Here is a 15,877-nt window from a genome sequence, read left to right as displayed (position 1 = left end):
CGGTTGCTCACTACGGGCACGGTGTGGCACACCGCTTGTCGAGGTTGGTTTCGAGGCTAGGGAGAACCCGCATGTCCACCACCGAGCAGCGCGTCGCCATCGTGACGGGCGCGGCCCGCGGCATCGGCGCCGCCACCGCCGTCCGGCTGGCCGCCGAGGGCCGCGCCGTCGCCGTACTCGACCTCGACGAGGCGGCCTGCAAGGACACCGTCGACACCATCACCGCGACTGGTGGCCGGGCCCTCGCCGTGGGCTGCGACGTCTCGGACGCCGGACAGGTCGAGGCGGCGGTGGAGCGGGTCGCCGCCGAACTGGGCGCGCCCACCGTCCTCGTCAACAACGCCGGTGTCCTCCGCGACAACCTGCTGTTCAAGATGAGCGACACCGACTGGGACACCGTCATGAACGTCCACCTGCGGGGCGCGTTCCTGATGGCGCGCGCCTGCCAGAAGCACATGGTGGACGCCGGGTTCGGCCGCGTCGTCAACCTCTCCTCCAGCTCCGCGCTCGGCAACCGCGGCCAGGCCAACTACTCCGCCGCCAAGGCCGGTCTCCAGGGCTTCACCAAGACCCTCGCCATCGAGCTCGGCAAGTTCGGCATCACCGCCAACGCCGTCGCCCCCGGCTTCATCGCCACCGACATGACCGCCGCCACCGCCGAACGCGTCGGTATGGGCTTCGAGGAGTTCCAGGCGGCGGCAGCCACCCAGATCCCGGTGCGGCGCGTCGGCGAACCGGCGGACATCGCCAACGCCATCGCTTTCTTCACCGGCGACGCGGCCGGTTTCGTCTCCGGCCAGGTCATGTACGTCGCCGGCGGCCCGCTCAACTGACCGCACCACCCCACCGGGAGAACCACACATGACCGAGCAGCACAGCGCGCTCCCCGCCCTCTCCGGCAAGGTGGCACTGGTCACCGGCGCCAGCCGCGGCATCGGCTACGGCATCGCCGAGGCGCTGGTGGCCCGCGGGGACCGGGTCGTCATCACCGGCCGCAACGAGGACGCCCTCAAGGAGGCCGTCGAGCGGCTCGGTGCGGAGCGCGTGATCGGCGTCGCGGGCAAGGCGCACGACGAGGCCCATCAGGCCGTCGCCGTCGAGCGGGCGATGGAGACCTTCGGCCGCATCGATTACCTCGTCAACAACGCCGGTACGAACCCGGTCTTCGGCCCGATCGCCGACCTCGACCTCGGCGTCGCCCGCAAGGTCTTCGAGACCAACGTGATCTCCGCACTCGGCTTCGCGCAGCGCACCTGGCACGCCTGGCAGAAGGAGAACGGCGGCGCGATCGTCAACATCGCCTCCATGGCCGGTATCGGCGCCTCGCCGTTCATCGGCGCGTACGGCATGAGCAAGGCGGCGATGGTCAACCTCTCGCTGCAGCTCGCGCACGAATTCGCGCCCGTGGTCCGGGTCAACTCCATCGCGCCCGCGGTGATCAAGACGAAGTTCGCCGCGGCGCTCTACGAGAACCGCGAGGAGGAGGTCGTGGCCTCCTACCCCATGGGACGGCTGGGCGTGCCGGAGGACATCGGGGGCGCCGCCGCGTTCCTGCTCTCCGACGCGTCGGGCTGGATCACCGGCCAGACCCTCGTCGTCGACGGCGGGCTCCTCCTCAACGCCGGGGTGTGAACGCCGGGGTGTAGTCGGAGGGACGGCCGGGACATCCGGCCACCTCAGCGGCGGGGCGCCGGTCACTGCGGGCCGGCGCCCCGCCCTTTTCCCTGTTCACACGGCCGGGGCGACGGTCCCGGGGCGCCGTTCGCCGTGGGCCGGTGACCGCGCATTGCCGCGTTGTCAGTGGTCGCCGGTAGGTTCTGGAGTGCGAGATACGGAACGCACACCGGAGGTTGTTCACGTGGTCACCGACACGCTGCCCGAGTCCTGGCGCGGCGCCCTCGGCGAAGAGCTGGCGAAGCCCTACGTCAAGGAGCTGGCCGACTTTGTGGCGCAGGAGCGGGCCCAGGGGCCGGTCTACCCGCCGCGCGACGAGGTCTTCGCGGCGCTGGAGGCCACGCCGTACGACCAGGTGAAGGTCCTCGTCCTCGGCCAGGACCCGTACCACGGCGCCGGGCAGGGCCACGGCCTGTGCTTCTCGGTGCGGCCCGGCGTCAAGACCCCGCCGTCGCTGCGGAATATCTACAAGGAGATGAAGGAGGAGCTGGGCCACCCCGTGCCGGACAACGGCTATCTGATGCCGTGGGCGAGCCAGGGCGTCCTGCTGCTCAACGCCGTGCTCACCGTCCGCGAGGGCGAGGCCAATTCCCACAAGGGCAAGGGCTGGGAGAAGATCACCGACGCCGTGATCCGCGCCGTCGACGCCCGCCCCGACCCGGCGGTCTTCGTCCTGTGGGGCAATTACGCGAAGAAGAAGCTGCCGCTGATCGACCAGGACCGCCATGCGGTGGTGCAGGGCGCGCACCCCTCGCCGCTGTCCGCCAAGAAGTTCTTCGGCTCCCGCCCGTTCACCCAGATCAACGAGGCGGTCGCCGCCCAGGGCCACGCCCCGATCGACTGGCGCATCCCCGACCTGGGCTGAGCGGGGCCCGGTGCCCTGGCATCCGGCGCGCCCCTGTGCGGCTCCCGTGGGCGTCCGGGCGTGGCGCCCACACCGCGCGGGGGCGGCGCCCGGCGGTTAGCGTCGGGAAGCAGCGGCGGGTGGCGAGGCCGCGGCGGACCGATGTGGGAGCGAGCGTGACGGAGCGGCAGCAGGAGCGGACGGCCGAGGGCGGCGTCCCGACCCGGATCGGCCAGGCGGTCATGCTGCACCGCGCCGGAGACCGGGAAGAGGCCCGCAACCGCCTCGCCGCCCTCTGGCACGAACTCGGCCCGTCCGCCGACCCCCTCCACCGCTGCACCCTCGCCCACTACCTCGCCGCCACCCAGGACACGCCCCGGGATCGCCTCGCCTGGGACCTCACGGCGTTGGAGGCGGCGGAGGGGTTTGTCACGGGTGGGCGGCCTCGGACGCAGGGGAGCGGCGGGGGCGAGCCGTGCGCCGGACCGTACGGCGACGGGGGTGGGCCGGAGGGGGAGCGGCGCGCCGACCGTACCGACCGCACCGACCGCGCCGACCGTGCCGACCGCGCCGACCGTGCCGACGGCTCGGGTGAGGCCGCCGGGCCGTCCGGTGCGGGTGCCCGGGGCAGGCCGGACGGCCTGAGCGGTGACGAGAGCCCGAGCGGGGGCGACGGCCCGCGCAGCGACGAGAGTCAGGGCCGGGGCGTTGGCCCAAGCAGGCATGAGAGCCCGGGCGAGGATGACGGACCCGGCTGCGACGACGCCCCGGACGGGGACAACGCCCCGGGCAAAGACGACGAGCCCCGGGCCGTCAGCGCCGACAGCCCGTTGGCCGGGCTCCGGGCGCTTTTCCCCGCGCTGCATCTGAGCCTGGTCGCCGACTACGCCGCGCTCGGCCGCCCCAGGGACGCCCAGGCCCACCTGTTGCGCGCCCGGACCTGGGCCGCCGCCCTGCCCGACGGTGCCCACCGCCAGACCCTGTACGCCGACATCGACCGCCTCGGGGCACGGCTGGACGACGGCCCGGGCCGGAGCTGACCGGGCCCTCGCCGCAGCCGGGCCCGACCAGGGTGTGCCCGGCCTTCACCACGCCCGGCCGCGGCGTCAGCCGTACGCCTGCCGGCAGATCCGCAGCGCCGCGCCGTCCCGTTGCCAGCGGCCGTACTTCCGTCCCAGGGCGCACAGTTCCGCCCCGGCCGGCAGGCTGTCGCCGAGGCGCGGCAGCCGGGAGGGCGTGGAGGGCGCGGGCGCGCGCTCCCGGGTGGGTGCGCCCGCGGGCGGGGGCAACGGCCGTACGCCGCCGCCCGTGCCGCCGCGTGCCCCGCCGCCGTGGTGCGGGGACCTGCCGGGCGGCGGTACGGCCCGGCGGGCGGCGTCGGACTGCCGGGGCGCCGGTTGCGTGGTCACCGGCCCGATCCGGCCCTGCGGGGGCAGCGGCGCGGCCGGATCGGGCCGACCGGTGGGAGCGGGCGGCGTGGGGTGATGGCCTGTGGGGGCCGGCCGGGAAGGGAGCGTCACGCAGCCGGTGGTGGTCGCCGCGACCACCACCGAGAGGACCACGAGAGCGGACAAACGGTGCATCCTTGCAGCTTTTCCCGGCCCGTACGGGCGTGGGAAGTCCCCGCAGGGGTGATCGCGCGCGCCCCGGGGCGACGCGCGGAGCCGCAGGCCCGCCGGAACCGCCGCCGGGCCGGGCTCGCTTTCGCCCCTTCGCGGACCGGGCCCGCCCCCGCATCTGGGCCGGAGCGCTCCGCCCTTCGCCGGACCGCCCCAGCCTCCCGCCCGCCACCGCCGGGCCGGGCCGCAGCTCCGGGCCGGGCCGCTCCCGCCCCCAGCCTTCGGCTTCCCGCCCCCTTCCGTAAACTCCCCTCACAGACGGCCAGGCGAAGGGCGGGCCGTCCGGCATCGGGAGTGCATGTGAAGGTCGGCTGCATAGGGCTCGGAGACATCGCCCGGAAGGCATATCTGCCGGTCCTCGCCGCCCGGCCCGGCGTGGAACTGCATCTTCAGACCCGCACCCCGGCCACCCTCCGGCAGGTCGCCGACGCCCATCGGATTCCCGTCGCGCAGCGCCACGCCGATCTGGACGCGCTCCTCGCCGCGGGGCTCGACGCCGCGTTCGTGCACGCCCCGACCGCCGCGCACCCGGAGATCGTCGCCCGGCTCCTCGACGCCGGGGTGCCGACCTATGTCGACAAACCGCTCGCGTACGAACTGGCCGACTCCCGCCGTCTCGTCCACCTCGCCGAGGAGCGCGGCGTCGGCCTCGCCGTCGGCTTCAACCGCCGCCACGCCCCCGGGTACGCCGACTGCCGCGCGCACCCCCGCGAGCTGATCCTGCTGCAGAAGAACCGCGTCGGGATGCCCGAGGACCCGCGGACCCTGGTGCTCGACGACTTCATCCACGTCGTCGACACGCTGCGCTTCCTGGCCCCGGGCGAGGTCGAGCACATCGACGTCCGCGCCCGGATCCGTGACGGGCTGATGGAACACGTCGTCCTGCAGCTCTCCGGCGACGGATTCACGGCCATCGGCACCATGAACCGGCGCAGCGGGTCGGCCGAGGAAGTCCTCGATGTCTCCGGTGGCGACGCCCGCCGTCAGGTCGTCAACCTCGGTGACGTCATCGACCACCACGGCGATCCGGCGGTGCGGCGCCGCGGCGACTGGGTGCCGGTCGCCCGCCAGCGCGGGATCGAACAGGCCGCGCTGACCTTCCTCGACGCCGTACGGGCCGGGGAGCGCCCCTCCGCGCTGGACGCGCTGCGCACCCATGAGCTGTGCGAACGGGTCGTCACCGACGCGCTCGCGCGGACCACCGGAGCCTGACCCGCCGCGCCGCCACCGGTGCGCCCGCCACGAGCAGCGCCGCCACGGCCGCGTACACCGGCCAGTCGCCCAGCCGGGTGTACGGGCTGGTGCCGTGTGCGAGCGGCACGTCGTAGACGGCCGCGGCGCTGCGGTCGGTGGACAGCCGCTCGCCGACCGGTTCGCCCCGGGGGCCGTAGACCGCGCTGACGCCGGTGAGCGTCGCGTGCACCATCGGGCGCCAGGTCTCGGCGGCCCGCAGCGCACCGAGCGAGGCGTGCTGGGCCGGGGCCCAGCTGTCCTGGAACGATGAGGTCGACGACTGCGCGACCAGCATCCGCGCGCCGTCGGCGGCCAGGCTCCGGCTCATGTCCGGGAACGCCGTCTCGAAGCAGACCAGCGGCCCGATCCGCAGGCCGTGCGCGGCGGGTACGGGCATCACCACCTGGTGGGTGCCGCGCATCCGGTCGGTGGCCGCCGCCTTGCCCACATGGGTCGCCCAGCCCAGCAGCGGCCGGGCCGGAATCGCCTCACCGAACGGCACCAGCCGCATCTTGGCGTACCGGTCGCCGGTCGGCCCGCCCGGCCCCACCAGCACCGCGCTCTTGTAGACGCCGGGCCGCCCGGCGCGCGGCGCGTCCACCCCGACCAGCAGGTCGGCGCCGGTGCTCCGGGACAGCGCGGCGAGCCGCCCGGCCAGCCCCGGATCGTCCGCCGGATCGCGGGTCAGACTGCTCTCGCCCCAGACCACGAGGCGTACCCCCCGGCCCGCCAGCTGCCGGGTCAGCGCCTCGCTCCGCGCCAGACGTGCGCCGGGGCCGCCGTCCGCGCCCGGCTGGACGATCGCGATCCGCGCGGTACCGCCGGGCCGCGGCACGGGCGCGGCGTACCGGACGGCGGTCACCGTCAGCGCGCAGACCAGCAGCGCGGCGACGGCGACCGGGCGGGCCCGGCGGAGCGAGATCAGCTGTGCCAGTGCGGTGTTTACCCAGACGATCAGCAGGCTGACCAGCCAGATTCCGCCCAGGGAGGCGAGCCGCAGGGCGGGCGGCACCTGCCACTGACCGGCGCCGAGCAGCCCCCACGGACCGCCCAACTGTTCCCAGGACCTGACCACTTCGACCATCAGCCAGCCGGACGGCACCAGCGCCAGGGCGGCCAGGCACCGGCGCGGGCGCGGCGAGCCGCCCAGCAGCGTCCGCACCAGCGGCCCCCACGGCGCCCACAACGCGCCCAGCAGCGCCGCCAGCACCACCAGGAACACATGGAGGCTCGGCAGCAGCCAGTGGTGCACCGTCACCATGAACCCGATGCCGCCGAGCCACCCCTCCAGCGCCGCCCGCCGGTTCGTCGGCGCGGTTCGCAGGAGCAACAGCCACGGTACGAGGGAGACGTACGCGGTCCACCACAGGGACGGGGCGGGGAAGGCGAGGGCCGGGAGCGCGCCGCAGAGCAGCGCGGCGACGGCCCGCAGCCACCGGGACCGGGGGCGGCGCGCGGCCGCCGCGTCGGTCGGCGCGGTGGTGGTGGCACCGGGTGTGGCCATGCGTTTTCCCTCCGGCGCTGCCGTCCGGGCCCGTTCCGGTTGCGGGCGACGCGGCCAGTTTGCGCGCTTCGGCCCGGCACGGACAGGGGGCGGCCGCGACTCCCCCCGATCCGGGGGCCCGCGGACGGCTGAGCGGCCGAACGCCGCGCCCCCGAACCACGAACGCCGCGTCCCCGAACCACGAACGCCGCGTCCCCGAACCACGAACGCCGCGTCCCCGAACCACGAACGCCGCGTCCCCGAACCACGAACGCCGCGTCCCCGAACCACGAACGCCGCGCCCCGGACACCGGGCGCGGCGCTCCTCCGTCGGCCGGTCCGCTCAGCCCACCAGGGAGGATGCCCCGGCGGACCCCGTGGCCTCCGGCCCGCCGGAGCCGTCCGCGAACTGTGTGCGGTACAGCTCGGCGTAGCGGCCGTCCGCGGCGAGCAGCGTCTCGTGCGTGCCCCGCTCGACGATGCGTCCGCCCTCGACCACCAGGATCTCGTCGGCGGCGCGGACCGTCGAGAGGCGGTGCGCGATGACCACGGAGGTGCGGCCCGCCAGCGCCTCGGTGAGGGCTTCCTGTACCGCCGCCTCCGAGCTGTTGTCCAGATGCGCGGTGGCCTCGTCCAGGATCACCACGCGTGGCCGGGCGAGCAGCAGCCGGGCGATGGTCAGGCGCTGGCGTTCGCCGCCGGAGAGGCGGTAGCCGCGCTCGCCGACGACGGTGTCCAGACCGTCCGGCAGCGACCGGATCAGCTCCGCCAGCCGGGCCCGGCGCAGCGCGTCCCACAGCTCGTCGTCGGTGGCGCCATCCCGGGCGAGCAGCAGGTTCTCCCGGATCGAGTCGTGGAAGAGATGGCCGTCCTGGGTGACCATGCCGAGCGTGTCGCGCAGCGATTCCGCGGTCAGGTCCCGGACGTCGACCCCGCCGATCCGCACCGCCCCGGCGTCGGCGTCGTACAGCCGCGGCAGGAGGTGCGCAATGGTCGACTTCCCGGCGCCGGAGGAGCCGACGAGGGCGACCATCCGGCCCGGTTCGGCGCGGAAGGAGATGCCGTGCAGCACGCGTTCGCCGCCCCGGGTGTCGAGGGCGGCGACCTCCTCCAGGGAGGCCAGCGACACCTTGTCGGCGGACGGGTAGGCGAAGCGTACGGCGTCGAACTCGACGGACACCGGGCCCTCGGGGACCGCGCGGGCGTCCGGCTTCTGCGCGATCAGCGGCTTCAGGTCGAGCACCTCGAAGACCCGCTCGAAGCTGACCAGCGCGCTCATCACCTCGATGTGCGCACCGGACAGCGCGGTCAGCGGGGCGTAGAGGCGGGTCAGCAGCAGCGCGAGGGAGACGACCGCGCCGGGCTCCAGGCTGCCGCGCAGCGCCAGGAAACCACCGAGCCCGTAGACGACGGCCAGTGCCAGAGCGGAGACGAGGGTCAGGGCGGTGACGAAGTACGTCTGGACCATCGCGGTGCGCACGCCGATGTCACGGACCCGGGCAGCCCGCGCGCCGAACTCCGCGGACTCCCGGGACGGCCGCCCCAGGAGCTTGACGAGGGTGGCGCCGGGCGCGGAGAACCGCTCCGTCATCCGGGTGCCCATCGCCGCGTTGTGGTCGGCGCCCTCGCGGCGCAGCGCGGCCAGCCGCCGCCCCACCCGGCGGGCGGGCAGCACGAACACCGGCAGCAGCACCAGCGCGATCAGCGTGATCTGCCAGGACAGGCCAAGCATCACCACGAGGGTCAGCAGCAGGGTCACGAGATTGCTGACGACGCCGGAGAGGGTGTCGCTGAACGCCCGCTGCGCGCCGATCACGTCGTTGTTGAGACGGCTGACGAGGGCGCCGGTACGGGTCCGGGTGAAGAAGGCGACCGGCATCCGCTGGACGTGGTCGTACACGGTGGTGCGCAGGTCCAGGATCAGCCCCTCGCCGATGCTCGCCGACAGCCACCGGGTGAGCAGCCCCAGGCCCGCCTCGGCGAGCGCGATCACCGCGATCACCGCGGCGATGCCGAGGACGAGGCCGGTGGACCCGTGGTGCACGATCGCGTCGACGACCCGCCCGGCCAGCAGCGGCGTCACCACCGCCCCCGCCGCGATGACGGTGCTCAGCACGAGGAACCACACCAGGCGGCGGCGGTGCGGCCGGGCGAAGGCGGCGATCCGGCGCAGTGTGGCGCGCGAGAGGCGCCGGGTGCCCTCCTGCGCGTACACCGTGCCGTGCAGCGCGTGCCAGGCGGTCACTTCCATGTCCATCGCGGTCTCCCTCATCGGTATGTCAGAGCGCCGCGGTGTGGCGGCGACAGAACGGAAACCTAGAACCTCAAGCTTTGTTGAGGTCAAGGGGTGGCGAGCGGTCGTCGCCCGCAGGAAGGCCCCGCCCCGGCCCCCGGTGCGGTGCGGCCGGATCGCGCCAACCTCGTCCGACCGGGCATGGGCCGGGACTTGACGCCGTGTCGAACGGGTAGTCCGTAGACACCCGCGGCGCATCCGTACACCCGCCACACGCGGCGCGCGGTTCACTCCGGCGCCCGGCGCCGCGGCGACAGCGAGCGCCACCGGCGGCCGGAACCGCCCGGTCCGCGGTGGCACCCCCCACATCCTCCGCACGCCTTCGCCGCCTGCGGGTGGCGAAAACGCGCGCCCCGGCACGGAAGAGGGACGGGCGATGAACGACGACCACACCCCCACCTGGCCGTACCTCGGCCGGACCGACACGACGGACGGCGTCACCGTCGTCGTACTCCACGGCGAACTGGACCTCCTGGCCGCCCGCGCACTCGCCGCGACGCTGGACGACCTGACCGGCACCCGCCGCCCCGACCTGGTCCTGGACCTGCGGGCGGTGACCTTCATCGACTGCTCCGGCCTGTCGCTGCTGTGCCGCGCCCGCCACCGGGTGCGGTACGCGTCCGGCAGGCTGCGGCTGACCGGGCTCACCCCGGGCGACGCGGTGAGCCGTCTGCTCGAACTGACCGGTCTGGCTGATGCCTTCGACCTCCTGGATACGGCGGCGCCGGGACGGTAGCGCCCCGGCGGCCCGGTGGTGAGCGCGGTGCGTGCCGGGGTTCCCGGGGCGCGGCGGACTACGCTTCCTTGCCATGTCCGTTCACACAGTGAAAATCGACGCCCTCCAGGGCGGCCCCGCCGATCTGGCCCAGTACCGCGGCAAGGCCGTACTCCTCGTCAATGTCGCCTCCAAGTGCGGCCTCACCCCGCAGTACGCCGCACTGGAGCGGCTGCACGCCCAGTACGCGCCGCGCGGCTTCACCGTCCTCGGCGTGCCCTGCAACCAGTTCATGGGCCAGGAACCCGGCACCGCCGAGGAGATCGCGCAGTTCTGCTCGGCGACGTACGGCGTCACCTTCCCGATGACCGAGAAGATCGATGTCAACGGCGCCGCGCGGCACGCCCTTTACACGCAGCTGACCGCCGCGCCGGACGCGGAGGGGTACACCGGGGACATCCGCTGGAACTTCGAGAAGTTCCTGATCGCCCCGGAGGGTTCGGTCGTGGCGCGCTTCGCCCCGCAGACCGCCCCGGACGCCCCGGAGGTCGTCGCCGCCGTCGAGGCGCAGCTGTCCGCATGACGGCTGGGCGCGCGCCTGCCCAAGCGGGCGCGCACCGCTGACGGACCGGCGGGCGCCCCGGGAACCTCCCGCCGGGGCGCCACGTACGGGAGAGTCACCGCCGCGACGCTCCTCGGCGCGCGGCAGGGGGTGGCGCGGTCCCGGAGTGTCAATCCTCGCCACGCCTGCCGCCGGGCGCCTTCGGCGGTGGGTCGTGGCGGCGGGAGCGGGGGATGACGCGTTCCTCGGCCGCGGCGGTGGGCGGGCGCCGGTCCCCGGGCTGCGGCGGGGTGTCGGCCGCGGGCCAGGTGACCGGGAGCGGCGCACCGGACCGCCACTCCCGCAGCAGTTGGTCGAAGATCGGCGTGGCCTCCTCCCGGCGCCCGGCCTGCGGCGTCGGGGCCACGGGTGACGACGGGGGGAGAGCGCGGCGCCGGAAGGGGGGACCGGCGTTCTGCTTGGCGTCCATGACCGGACTCAACCAGTCGACCCGCCCCCGGGTTGCGGGCGCGCCGCCCGGATCACCCCAGATGCGCCTGGGCCGGGTGACGGCCAGAAGATACGTTCCCGCGCGCGCCGCGGTTGACATGCTCCCGCACCGGGCAGGCGGCCCACTGGCGCCACGTACGGCGAACGGTCCGGTGATGCATCCCGGACGGTGGAGCGGAGCGCGGCCACGGGCGCCGGACAGGCCCGGGCGGCCGACGGGAAGCGGGACGACGGGAGAGGGGCGTACATGCTGTCAAGGCGATCTTCGGCCGGTCCGCCCCCGAGTGACCGGTGGTGGGGGAGGGGCGATTCCTCCGGCGTGCGGGTGTGTGTCCCCCCGCAGGATCCGGAACGTGTCGTGAACATGCCCAATGCGTCGGATGTCCTCCGTCGGAAAGGTGTCCGGATCGGCCCCTGCCCGCCCACGGGCGGCCGGAAGTCGTCTACAGTTGCAGAAGTCTGCAATTCAACAGTTGGTGCGGTTGTCGGCGGACCGTGAGTGGAGGCATGCGTGGGCGGATGGGCCGGAGCGGCAGGGGAGCGGACCCGGGATCCCCGGCACCCCGCGGCGCGGGCACCGCACCGTCCACACCCCACGCGACGCCCCGCCGCGGCGGGAGCGCGCGCATGAACGACGCCGGGATACCGCTCTACGAGGCGAAGGCCGCCTTCTTCCGGGTGCTCGGCCACCCGGTGCGCATCCGCGTGCTGGAGCTGCTGCAGGAGGGCCCGTTGCCGGTGCGGAAGCTGCGCGGTGCGATCGGCGTCGAGCCGGCCGCGCTCTCCCAGCAGCTAGCGGTGTTGCGCCGCTCCGGCATCGTCACCGCCACCCGCACGGGCACCACGGTCGTCTACGAGCTGGCCGGCGGCGATGTGGCCGGTCTGCTGGGGGCCGCCCGCCGGACCCTCCCCGTGGTACTGACCGGCCGCGGCGAACTCCTCGCCGAGCTGCGCCGGGCGGACGCCGGACGGGCGCCGGCCGAGCTGCCCCGCGTCCAGGAGGCGTCATGAGCGGAACGGGAGTGGGCGGAGCGGCTGTGGGCGGAGCAGGGATGAGCGGGACGCGGCGCCGGGCGCGCGCCGTCGGCTCGGCGCCGCAGGGCGTGGCCGGGGGATCCGCACGGTGGCCCGCCCGGGTGCCGCGCCGGGCGCAGGCGGCGTGCCACCGCGACCGGGGCAGGCCGCCCGGCGGCCTCGCCGGGTGAGCGCCGTGCCCGGCGCCGCACGGCGGAAGGGGCCGCCGCCGTGGCGCGCGGTCCACTCGCGCACCTGCCTGCCGGTCACCGGCGCCCCGGACTCCCGGCGTCCGTGCACCGGCCCGCACCACCATCCGTACGACGACGGCGCGGTCGCCTCCCGGGGGCCGCGCCCCTGCCCGTGGCGCCCGGCCGGCGGGCGGACCGCGCCGCGGTGCGGGGTGCGTCGGCGTGCCGTGCCGACCGGGCGGCGCACCGGCCGTCCGATCGGCCGCCCCCTGGTCCGGCCGTCGGCGCCGCCCCGGGTTCTCGCGCTGATCTCCCGGCGCAAGTCGCACCCCACGACCCGCCAGATCCTGCTCTACATAGCCGTGGGCCACCTCGTGGCGGGCTTCCTGATGCTACTCGTCTACCTGGGACGGCACGCGGGCACCTGACGCCCGCCAACTGTCGTGCGCCACAGGCGCGTTACCTCGCGGGACCGGAAGCGGCGCCCTCGTCCGAGCGACGGGGCGCCGCTTCCGTCCACCCGCTGCGCGACGCCGCCGAGCTGGACGGCGACCTCTGGTCGGTCCCCCCTACCGGCGGAAGTGTGCCTCTTGGCTCGCCCCCCGACGATGTACGGAGACTGCGGCGCGCGGACCTCTCCGCCTGGACGGTGGCCGATCTGCCGCTCCTGTGTCATCGGCGAACCCACGCCCCGGCCGACGCCCCGGAGGCGGTCGACCGGTATGGAGCGATGCCCCGGGCGACGGGCAACTCGTCATCCTCACCCGCCCCTGAGACGCCTCTCGCGAAAGCCGCACACCCCAGCAAAAGGCGCTTACCGTCCCACTACACATAAAGGAGACATAAGCGCAGAATGGAGATGTGTGGTTCCCTGCCACGCGATCCGGCCAGGCTTGCGGACGAAGGAGGCGAGTCGCATGGCCGACGTCTCACACAGCAGGGGAGGCCTCGCAGGTCACCCCGATGTTTCGGAGATGCAGGCCCGGTACGAGCGGGTGCTCGGCGGGCATGACGTGGCTCTCGTGGACGGACCGGTGTTCCTCGTCGGCCTGTTCTGCGCGGTCTCGCCGTGGATCGTGCACTTCACCGCGTCCCAGCCGACGCTGATGACCCACAACCTCATCATGGGCATCGCCATCGCGGCGCTGGGCCTCGGCTTCACGGCCCGGCCCGCCCGGATGTACGGACTGAGCTGGGCGATGTGCGCGATGGGCGTCTGGATGATCATCGCGCCCTGGATCGTCGGCAGCGGCCCGGACCGGGGTGTGATCTGGACCAACGCCGTGATCGGCGGTCTGACGTGCCTGCTGGGGCTGGTCTGCGTCGCGGTGTCCGGCAGAGGCCGCCACCGCACCTGACCCCGCGCGCACGGCCGATGACCGTGCGGACGGCCCGACGGCCGGCGCCCCTCGCGGGCACCGGCCGTTGTCGTGTGCGGAACCCGTCAGCCGCGGGTGCGGACGGTGCCCCCCGGGGCGGCCGGGGACTCCTCGGCGGCGGCCGGTTCCGGGCTCGGCGCGGCGGGCGCGGGCACCGCCCCCGCCGGGGCCGGGGTGCGGCCCAGCAGCCGGGCCGTGCGGCGCGCCACCGGCTCCGTCCAGCGGGCGGCCAGCGGCCCGAGGATCACCAGGATCAGGACGTACGCGGTGGCCAGCGGGCCGATGCGGGGCTCCACGCCGACCGCAAGACCGGCGATGACGATCGAGAACTCGCCGCGGGCCACCAGCGTGCCGCCGGTCCGCCAGCGGCCCGCCGTCCGCACCCCGGCGCGGCGGGCCGCGAACCACCCGGTGGCGATCTTGGTACCGGCGGTGATCACGGCCAGGATCAGCGCCGGGACGAGCACCGGCGGGATCGCCGCCGGATCGGTGTTGAGGCCGAAGAAGACGAAGAACACCGCGGCGAACAGGTCGCGCATCGGCGCCAGCAGATGGTGCGCGCCCTCGGCCACCTCTCCGGAGAGCGCGATCCCGACGAGGAACGCGCCGACCGCCGCCGACACCTGAAGCTGCTGCGCGACCCCGGCGACCAGCACCGTCAGACCGAGCACCACCAGCAGCAGCATCTCCGGGTTGTCGGAGGAGACCGCCCGGCTGATCAGTCTGCCGTGCCGCAGCGCCACGTACAGGACCGCGCCGACCGTGCCGAGCGAGATCAGCAGGGTCAGGCTGCCGCCCGCCAGGCTCAGACCGGCCAGCAGCGCGGTGAGCAGCGGCAGGTAGACGGCCATCGCCAGGTCCTCGATGACGAGGACGCCGAGGATCACCGGCGTCTCGCGGTTGCCCAGCCGGCCGAGGTCGCCGAGCACCTTGGCGATCACACCCGACGACGAGATCCAGGTGACACCACCCAGCGCCACCGCCGCCACCGGCCCCCATCCCAGGACCAGCGCGGCCACCGCGCCCGGCACGGCGTTCAGCACGAAGTCGACGATCCCGGAGGGATATTGCGTCTTGAGGTTGGTGACCAGCTCCGAGGCGCTGTACTCCAGGCCCAGCAGGAGCAGCAGCAGGATGACGCCGATCTCGGCGCCGGTGGAGACGAATTCCTCACTGGCGTTGAGCGGCAGCAGCCCACCGTGGCCGAAGGCGAGTCCGGCGAGCAGGTAGAGCGGAATCGGTGAGAATCCCACCCGCCCCGCGAGCCGGCCGAGTATGCCCAGGCCGAGGATGATGGCCCCGAGTTCGATGAGCAGCGCGGTGGTGTCGTGCACGGGCGGTTACCCTCCGGTGATCAATGCGGCGACGGCGTCCACGCCTTCCCGGGTGCCGACCACGACGAGGGTGTCGCCGATCGCGAAACGGAAGTCCGGGGTGGGCGAGGGCACGGCGTCGGTACGGCGCAGAACGGCGACGATGGACGCGCCGGTGCGGGTGCGGGCCGCGGTGGCCCCCAGAGTCCGCCCGGCGTACGGGGATCGTTTGGTGACCGGGATGTGCTCGGTGACCAGGTCGATCTCCGGATGCTGGTGGAGATGGGCGACGGGGTCGGGGAAGAGGAGCTTGGACAGTGTGCTCGCCTCCTGGGGGGCGAGTGCCACGGAGTCCTGGCAGCTGTCCTCGTCCTGCGGGTCGTGGAAGGCGAGAATGCGGCGGCCGTCCTGGTGGGCGACGACCGAGACGTGTCGTCCGCCGTCCGTGTCGAGGTCGTAGCGGGTGCCGACCCCGGGTAGGGCGGTCTTGCCGACGTGGGCCGATGGCTCCATGGAGGTGCTCCCTGCGGGGGTGCGTACAGCGTGCGGGCGTGCGAGGCCCCTGGCCGGACGGACCGGTACGACCGGCCGTCACTGGTCAGGCATTGTGCAGCACCCGGCGCCGGTGACCGGGGCCGGGCGGAGCGGGCCCCGAAGGAGGTGACGTGGTGTCAGCCGACGCGGGACATATCGGGAATGCCGCTGCGCGCGCAGGGAGCGAGGCGGGGCCTGCGGTGCGGGATGAAGCCGTGGGCGTGGGCGGAGGTCCGCCGGACCCGGCGCGGCCGGACCGCGGCGCGGACGGGAGTGCGCGGGCGGCCGCCGGAGGCGGTGTGCGCGGCGGCGGGAACAACGACGGACGAGGCGGTGGTCGGCATGTCCGTCCCTCCCGTCGTCCCGGGCGTACGGCCGTCGACCGCGGAACGGGTGACGACCGCACAACAGTGCGTTGTCGGCCCCGGCAGTTTAACCCAGCGGTAATTGGCCGGATTTGGATGGGAAAGCGGTGGGGGAGTGGGGTGGCGGCGCCGACGGACGGCCCCCGCGGGTGCCGTCCGTCGGGTACGG

Annotated in this window: 16 protein-coding genes and 1 pseudogene; 10 read left to right on the top strand and 7 right to left on the bottom strand. The window is 74.4% G+C overall.

From position 1 onward, the window contains the following. The first annotated feature begins 71 nt into the window (after positions 1-71). The 4 genes and pseudogenes from fabG to OG422_RS01570 all read left to right on the top strand — a co-directional run. Positions 72-833, top strand: coding sequence for a 3-oxoacyl-ACP reductase FabG (gene fabG / locus OG422_RS01585; protein WP_405738771.1), 762 nt, complete (start codon positions 72-74; stop codon positions 831-833). A gap of 28 nt (positions 834-861) precedes the next feature. Then, complete coding sequence (locus OG422_RS01580; protein ID WP_405738768.1) at positions 862-1,632, top strand: SDR family oxidoreductase; 771 nt, start codon at positions 862-864, stop codon at positions 1,630-1,632. 226 nt (positions 1,633-1,858) lie between these two features. Then, positions 1,859-2,539 (top strand): uracil-DNA glycosylase, encoded by a 681-nt coding sequence (locus OG422_RS01575; RefSeq protein WP_143943966.1) that lies wholly within the window; start codon positions 1,859-1,861, stop codon positions 2,537-2,539. A 221-nt stretch (positions 2,540-2,760) separates the two neighbouring features. Continuing rightward, positions 2,761-2,940: pseudogene (locus tag OG422_RS01570) on the top strand (hypothetical protein); the annotation flags it as partial. A 684-nt stretch (positions 2,941-3,624) separates the two neighbouring features. Here OG422_RS01570 and OG422_RS01565 read toward each other — a convergent pair. After that, the gene (locus tag OG422_RS01565) at positions 3,625-4,092 is read right to left on the bottom strand and encodes a hypothetical protein (RefSeq protein WP_405738765.1); all 468 of its coding nucleotides are present in this window, start codon (positions 4,090-4,092) and stop codon (positions 3,625-3,627) included. Between the two features lie 345 nt (positions 4,093-4,437). Between OG422_RS01565 and OG422_RS01560 the strand changes: the two genes are divergently transcribed. Then, the gene (locus OG422_RS01560; protein WP_405738763.1) at positions 4,438-5,349 is read left to right on the top strand and encodes a Gfo/Idh/MocA family protein; all 912 of its coding nucleotides are present in this window, start codon (positions 4,438-4,440) and stop codon (positions 5,347-5,349) included. Here the strand turns inward: OG422_RS01560 and lnt are convergent. Continuing rightward, complete coding sequence (lnt, locus tag OG422_RS01555; RefSeq protein WP_405738760.1) at positions 5,315-6,874, bottom strand: apolipoprotein N-acyltransferase; 1,560 nt, start codon at positions 6,872-6,874, stop codon at positions 5,315-5,317. The two genes, OG422_RS01560 and lnt, sit on opposite strands and share 35 nt — an antisense overlap. Positions 6,875-7,196: 322 nt before the next feature. Next, the gene (locus tag OG422_RS01550) at positions 7,197-9,110 is read right to left on the bottom strand and encodes an ABC transporter ATP-binding protein (protein WP_143942175.1); all 1,914 of its coding nucleotides are present in this window, start codon (positions 9,108-9,110) and stop codon (positions 7,197-7,199) included. A 412-nt stretch (positions 9,111-9,522) separates the two neighbouring features. Here OG422_RS01550 and OG422_RS01545 point away from each other — a divergent pair, with 412 nt between their 5' ends. Continuing rightward, positions 9,523-9,882, top strand: coding sequence for an STAS domain-containing protein (locus tag OG422_RS01545; RefSeq protein WP_143942176.1), 360 nt, complete (start codon positions 9,523-9,525; stop codon positions 9,880-9,882). Between the two features lie 73 nt (positions 9,883-9,955). Continuing rightward, the gene (locus OG422_RS01540; protein WP_143942177.1) at positions 9,956-10,444 is read left to right on the top strand and encodes a glutathione peroxidase; all 489 of its coding nucleotides are present in this window, start codon (positions 9,956-9,958) and stop codon (positions 10,442-10,444) included. A 148-nt stretch (positions 10,445-10,592) separates the two neighbouring features. Here the strand turns inward: OG422_RS01540 and OG422_RS01535 are convergent, their stop codons facing one another. Then, positions 10,593-10,892, bottom strand: a complete 300-nt coding sequence (locus OG422_RS01535) for a hypothetical protein (RefSeq protein ID WP_405738755.1) — start codon at positions 10,890-10,892, stop codon at positions 10,593-10,595. A 647-nt stretch (positions 10,893-11,539) separates the two neighbouring features. Between OG422_RS01535 and OG422_RS01530 the strand changes: the two genes are divergently transcribed. The 3 genes from OG422_RS01530 (at position 11,540) to OG422_RS01520 (ending at position 13,475) form a co-directional block, all read left to right on the top strand. Next, positions 11,540-11,923, top strand: a complete 384-nt coding sequence (locus OG422_RS01530; RefSeq protein ID WP_143942179.1) for a helix-turn-helix transcriptional regulator — start codon at positions 11,540-11,542, stop codon at positions 11,921-11,923. 190 nt (positions 11,924-12,113) lie between these two features. Beyond that, complete coding sequence (locus tag OG422_RS01525) at positions 12,114-12,545, top strand: DUF6126 family protein (RefSeq protein WP_251076663.1); 432 nt, start codon at positions 12,114-12,116, stop codon at positions 12,543-12,545. A gap of 489 nt (positions 12,546-13,034) precedes the next feature. Beyond that, the gene (locus tag OG422_RS01520; RefSeq protein ID WP_405738752.1) at positions 13,035-13,475 is read left to right on the top strand and encodes an SPW repeat protein; all 441 of its coding nucleotides are present in this window, start codon (positions 13,035-13,037) and stop codon (positions 13,473-13,475) included. An 86-nt stretch (positions 13,476-13,561) separates the two neighbouring features. Here OG422_RS01520 and OG422_RS01515 read toward each other — a convergent pair whose 3' ends face one another. From OG422_RS01515 to OG422_RS01505, 3 genes are all read right to left on the bottom strand, one after another. Then, a complete protein-coding gene (locus OG422_RS01515; protein ID WP_405738749.1) occupies positions 13,562-14,830 on the bottom strand; it encodes a cation:proton antiporter in 1,269 nt (422 codons plus the stop codon). A gap of 6 nt (positions 14,831-14,836) precedes the next feature. Further along, positions 14,837-15,322, bottom strand: coding sequence for a cation:proton antiporter regulatory subunit (locus OG422_RS01510; protein WP_143942182.1), 486 nt, complete (start codon positions 15,320-15,322; stop codon positions 14,837-14,839). Positions 15,323-15,480: 158 nt separating this feature from the next. After that, positions 15,481-15,687, bottom strand: coding sequence for a hypothetical protein (locus OG422_RS01505; protein WP_143942183.1), 207 nt, complete (start codon positions 15,685-15,687; stop codon positions 15,481-15,483). Positions 15,688-15,877: the final 190 nt, after the last annotated feature.

The organism is Streptomyces sp. NBC_01525 (assembly GCF_045040405.1).
Classification (GTDB): Bacteria; Actinomycetota; Actinomycetes; order Streptomycetales; family Streptomycetaceae; genus Streptomyces; species Streptomyces benahoarensis.
Note: the sequence above shows the minus strand (reverse complement) of the source record. Positions and strands in the feature narration are given on the sequence as shown.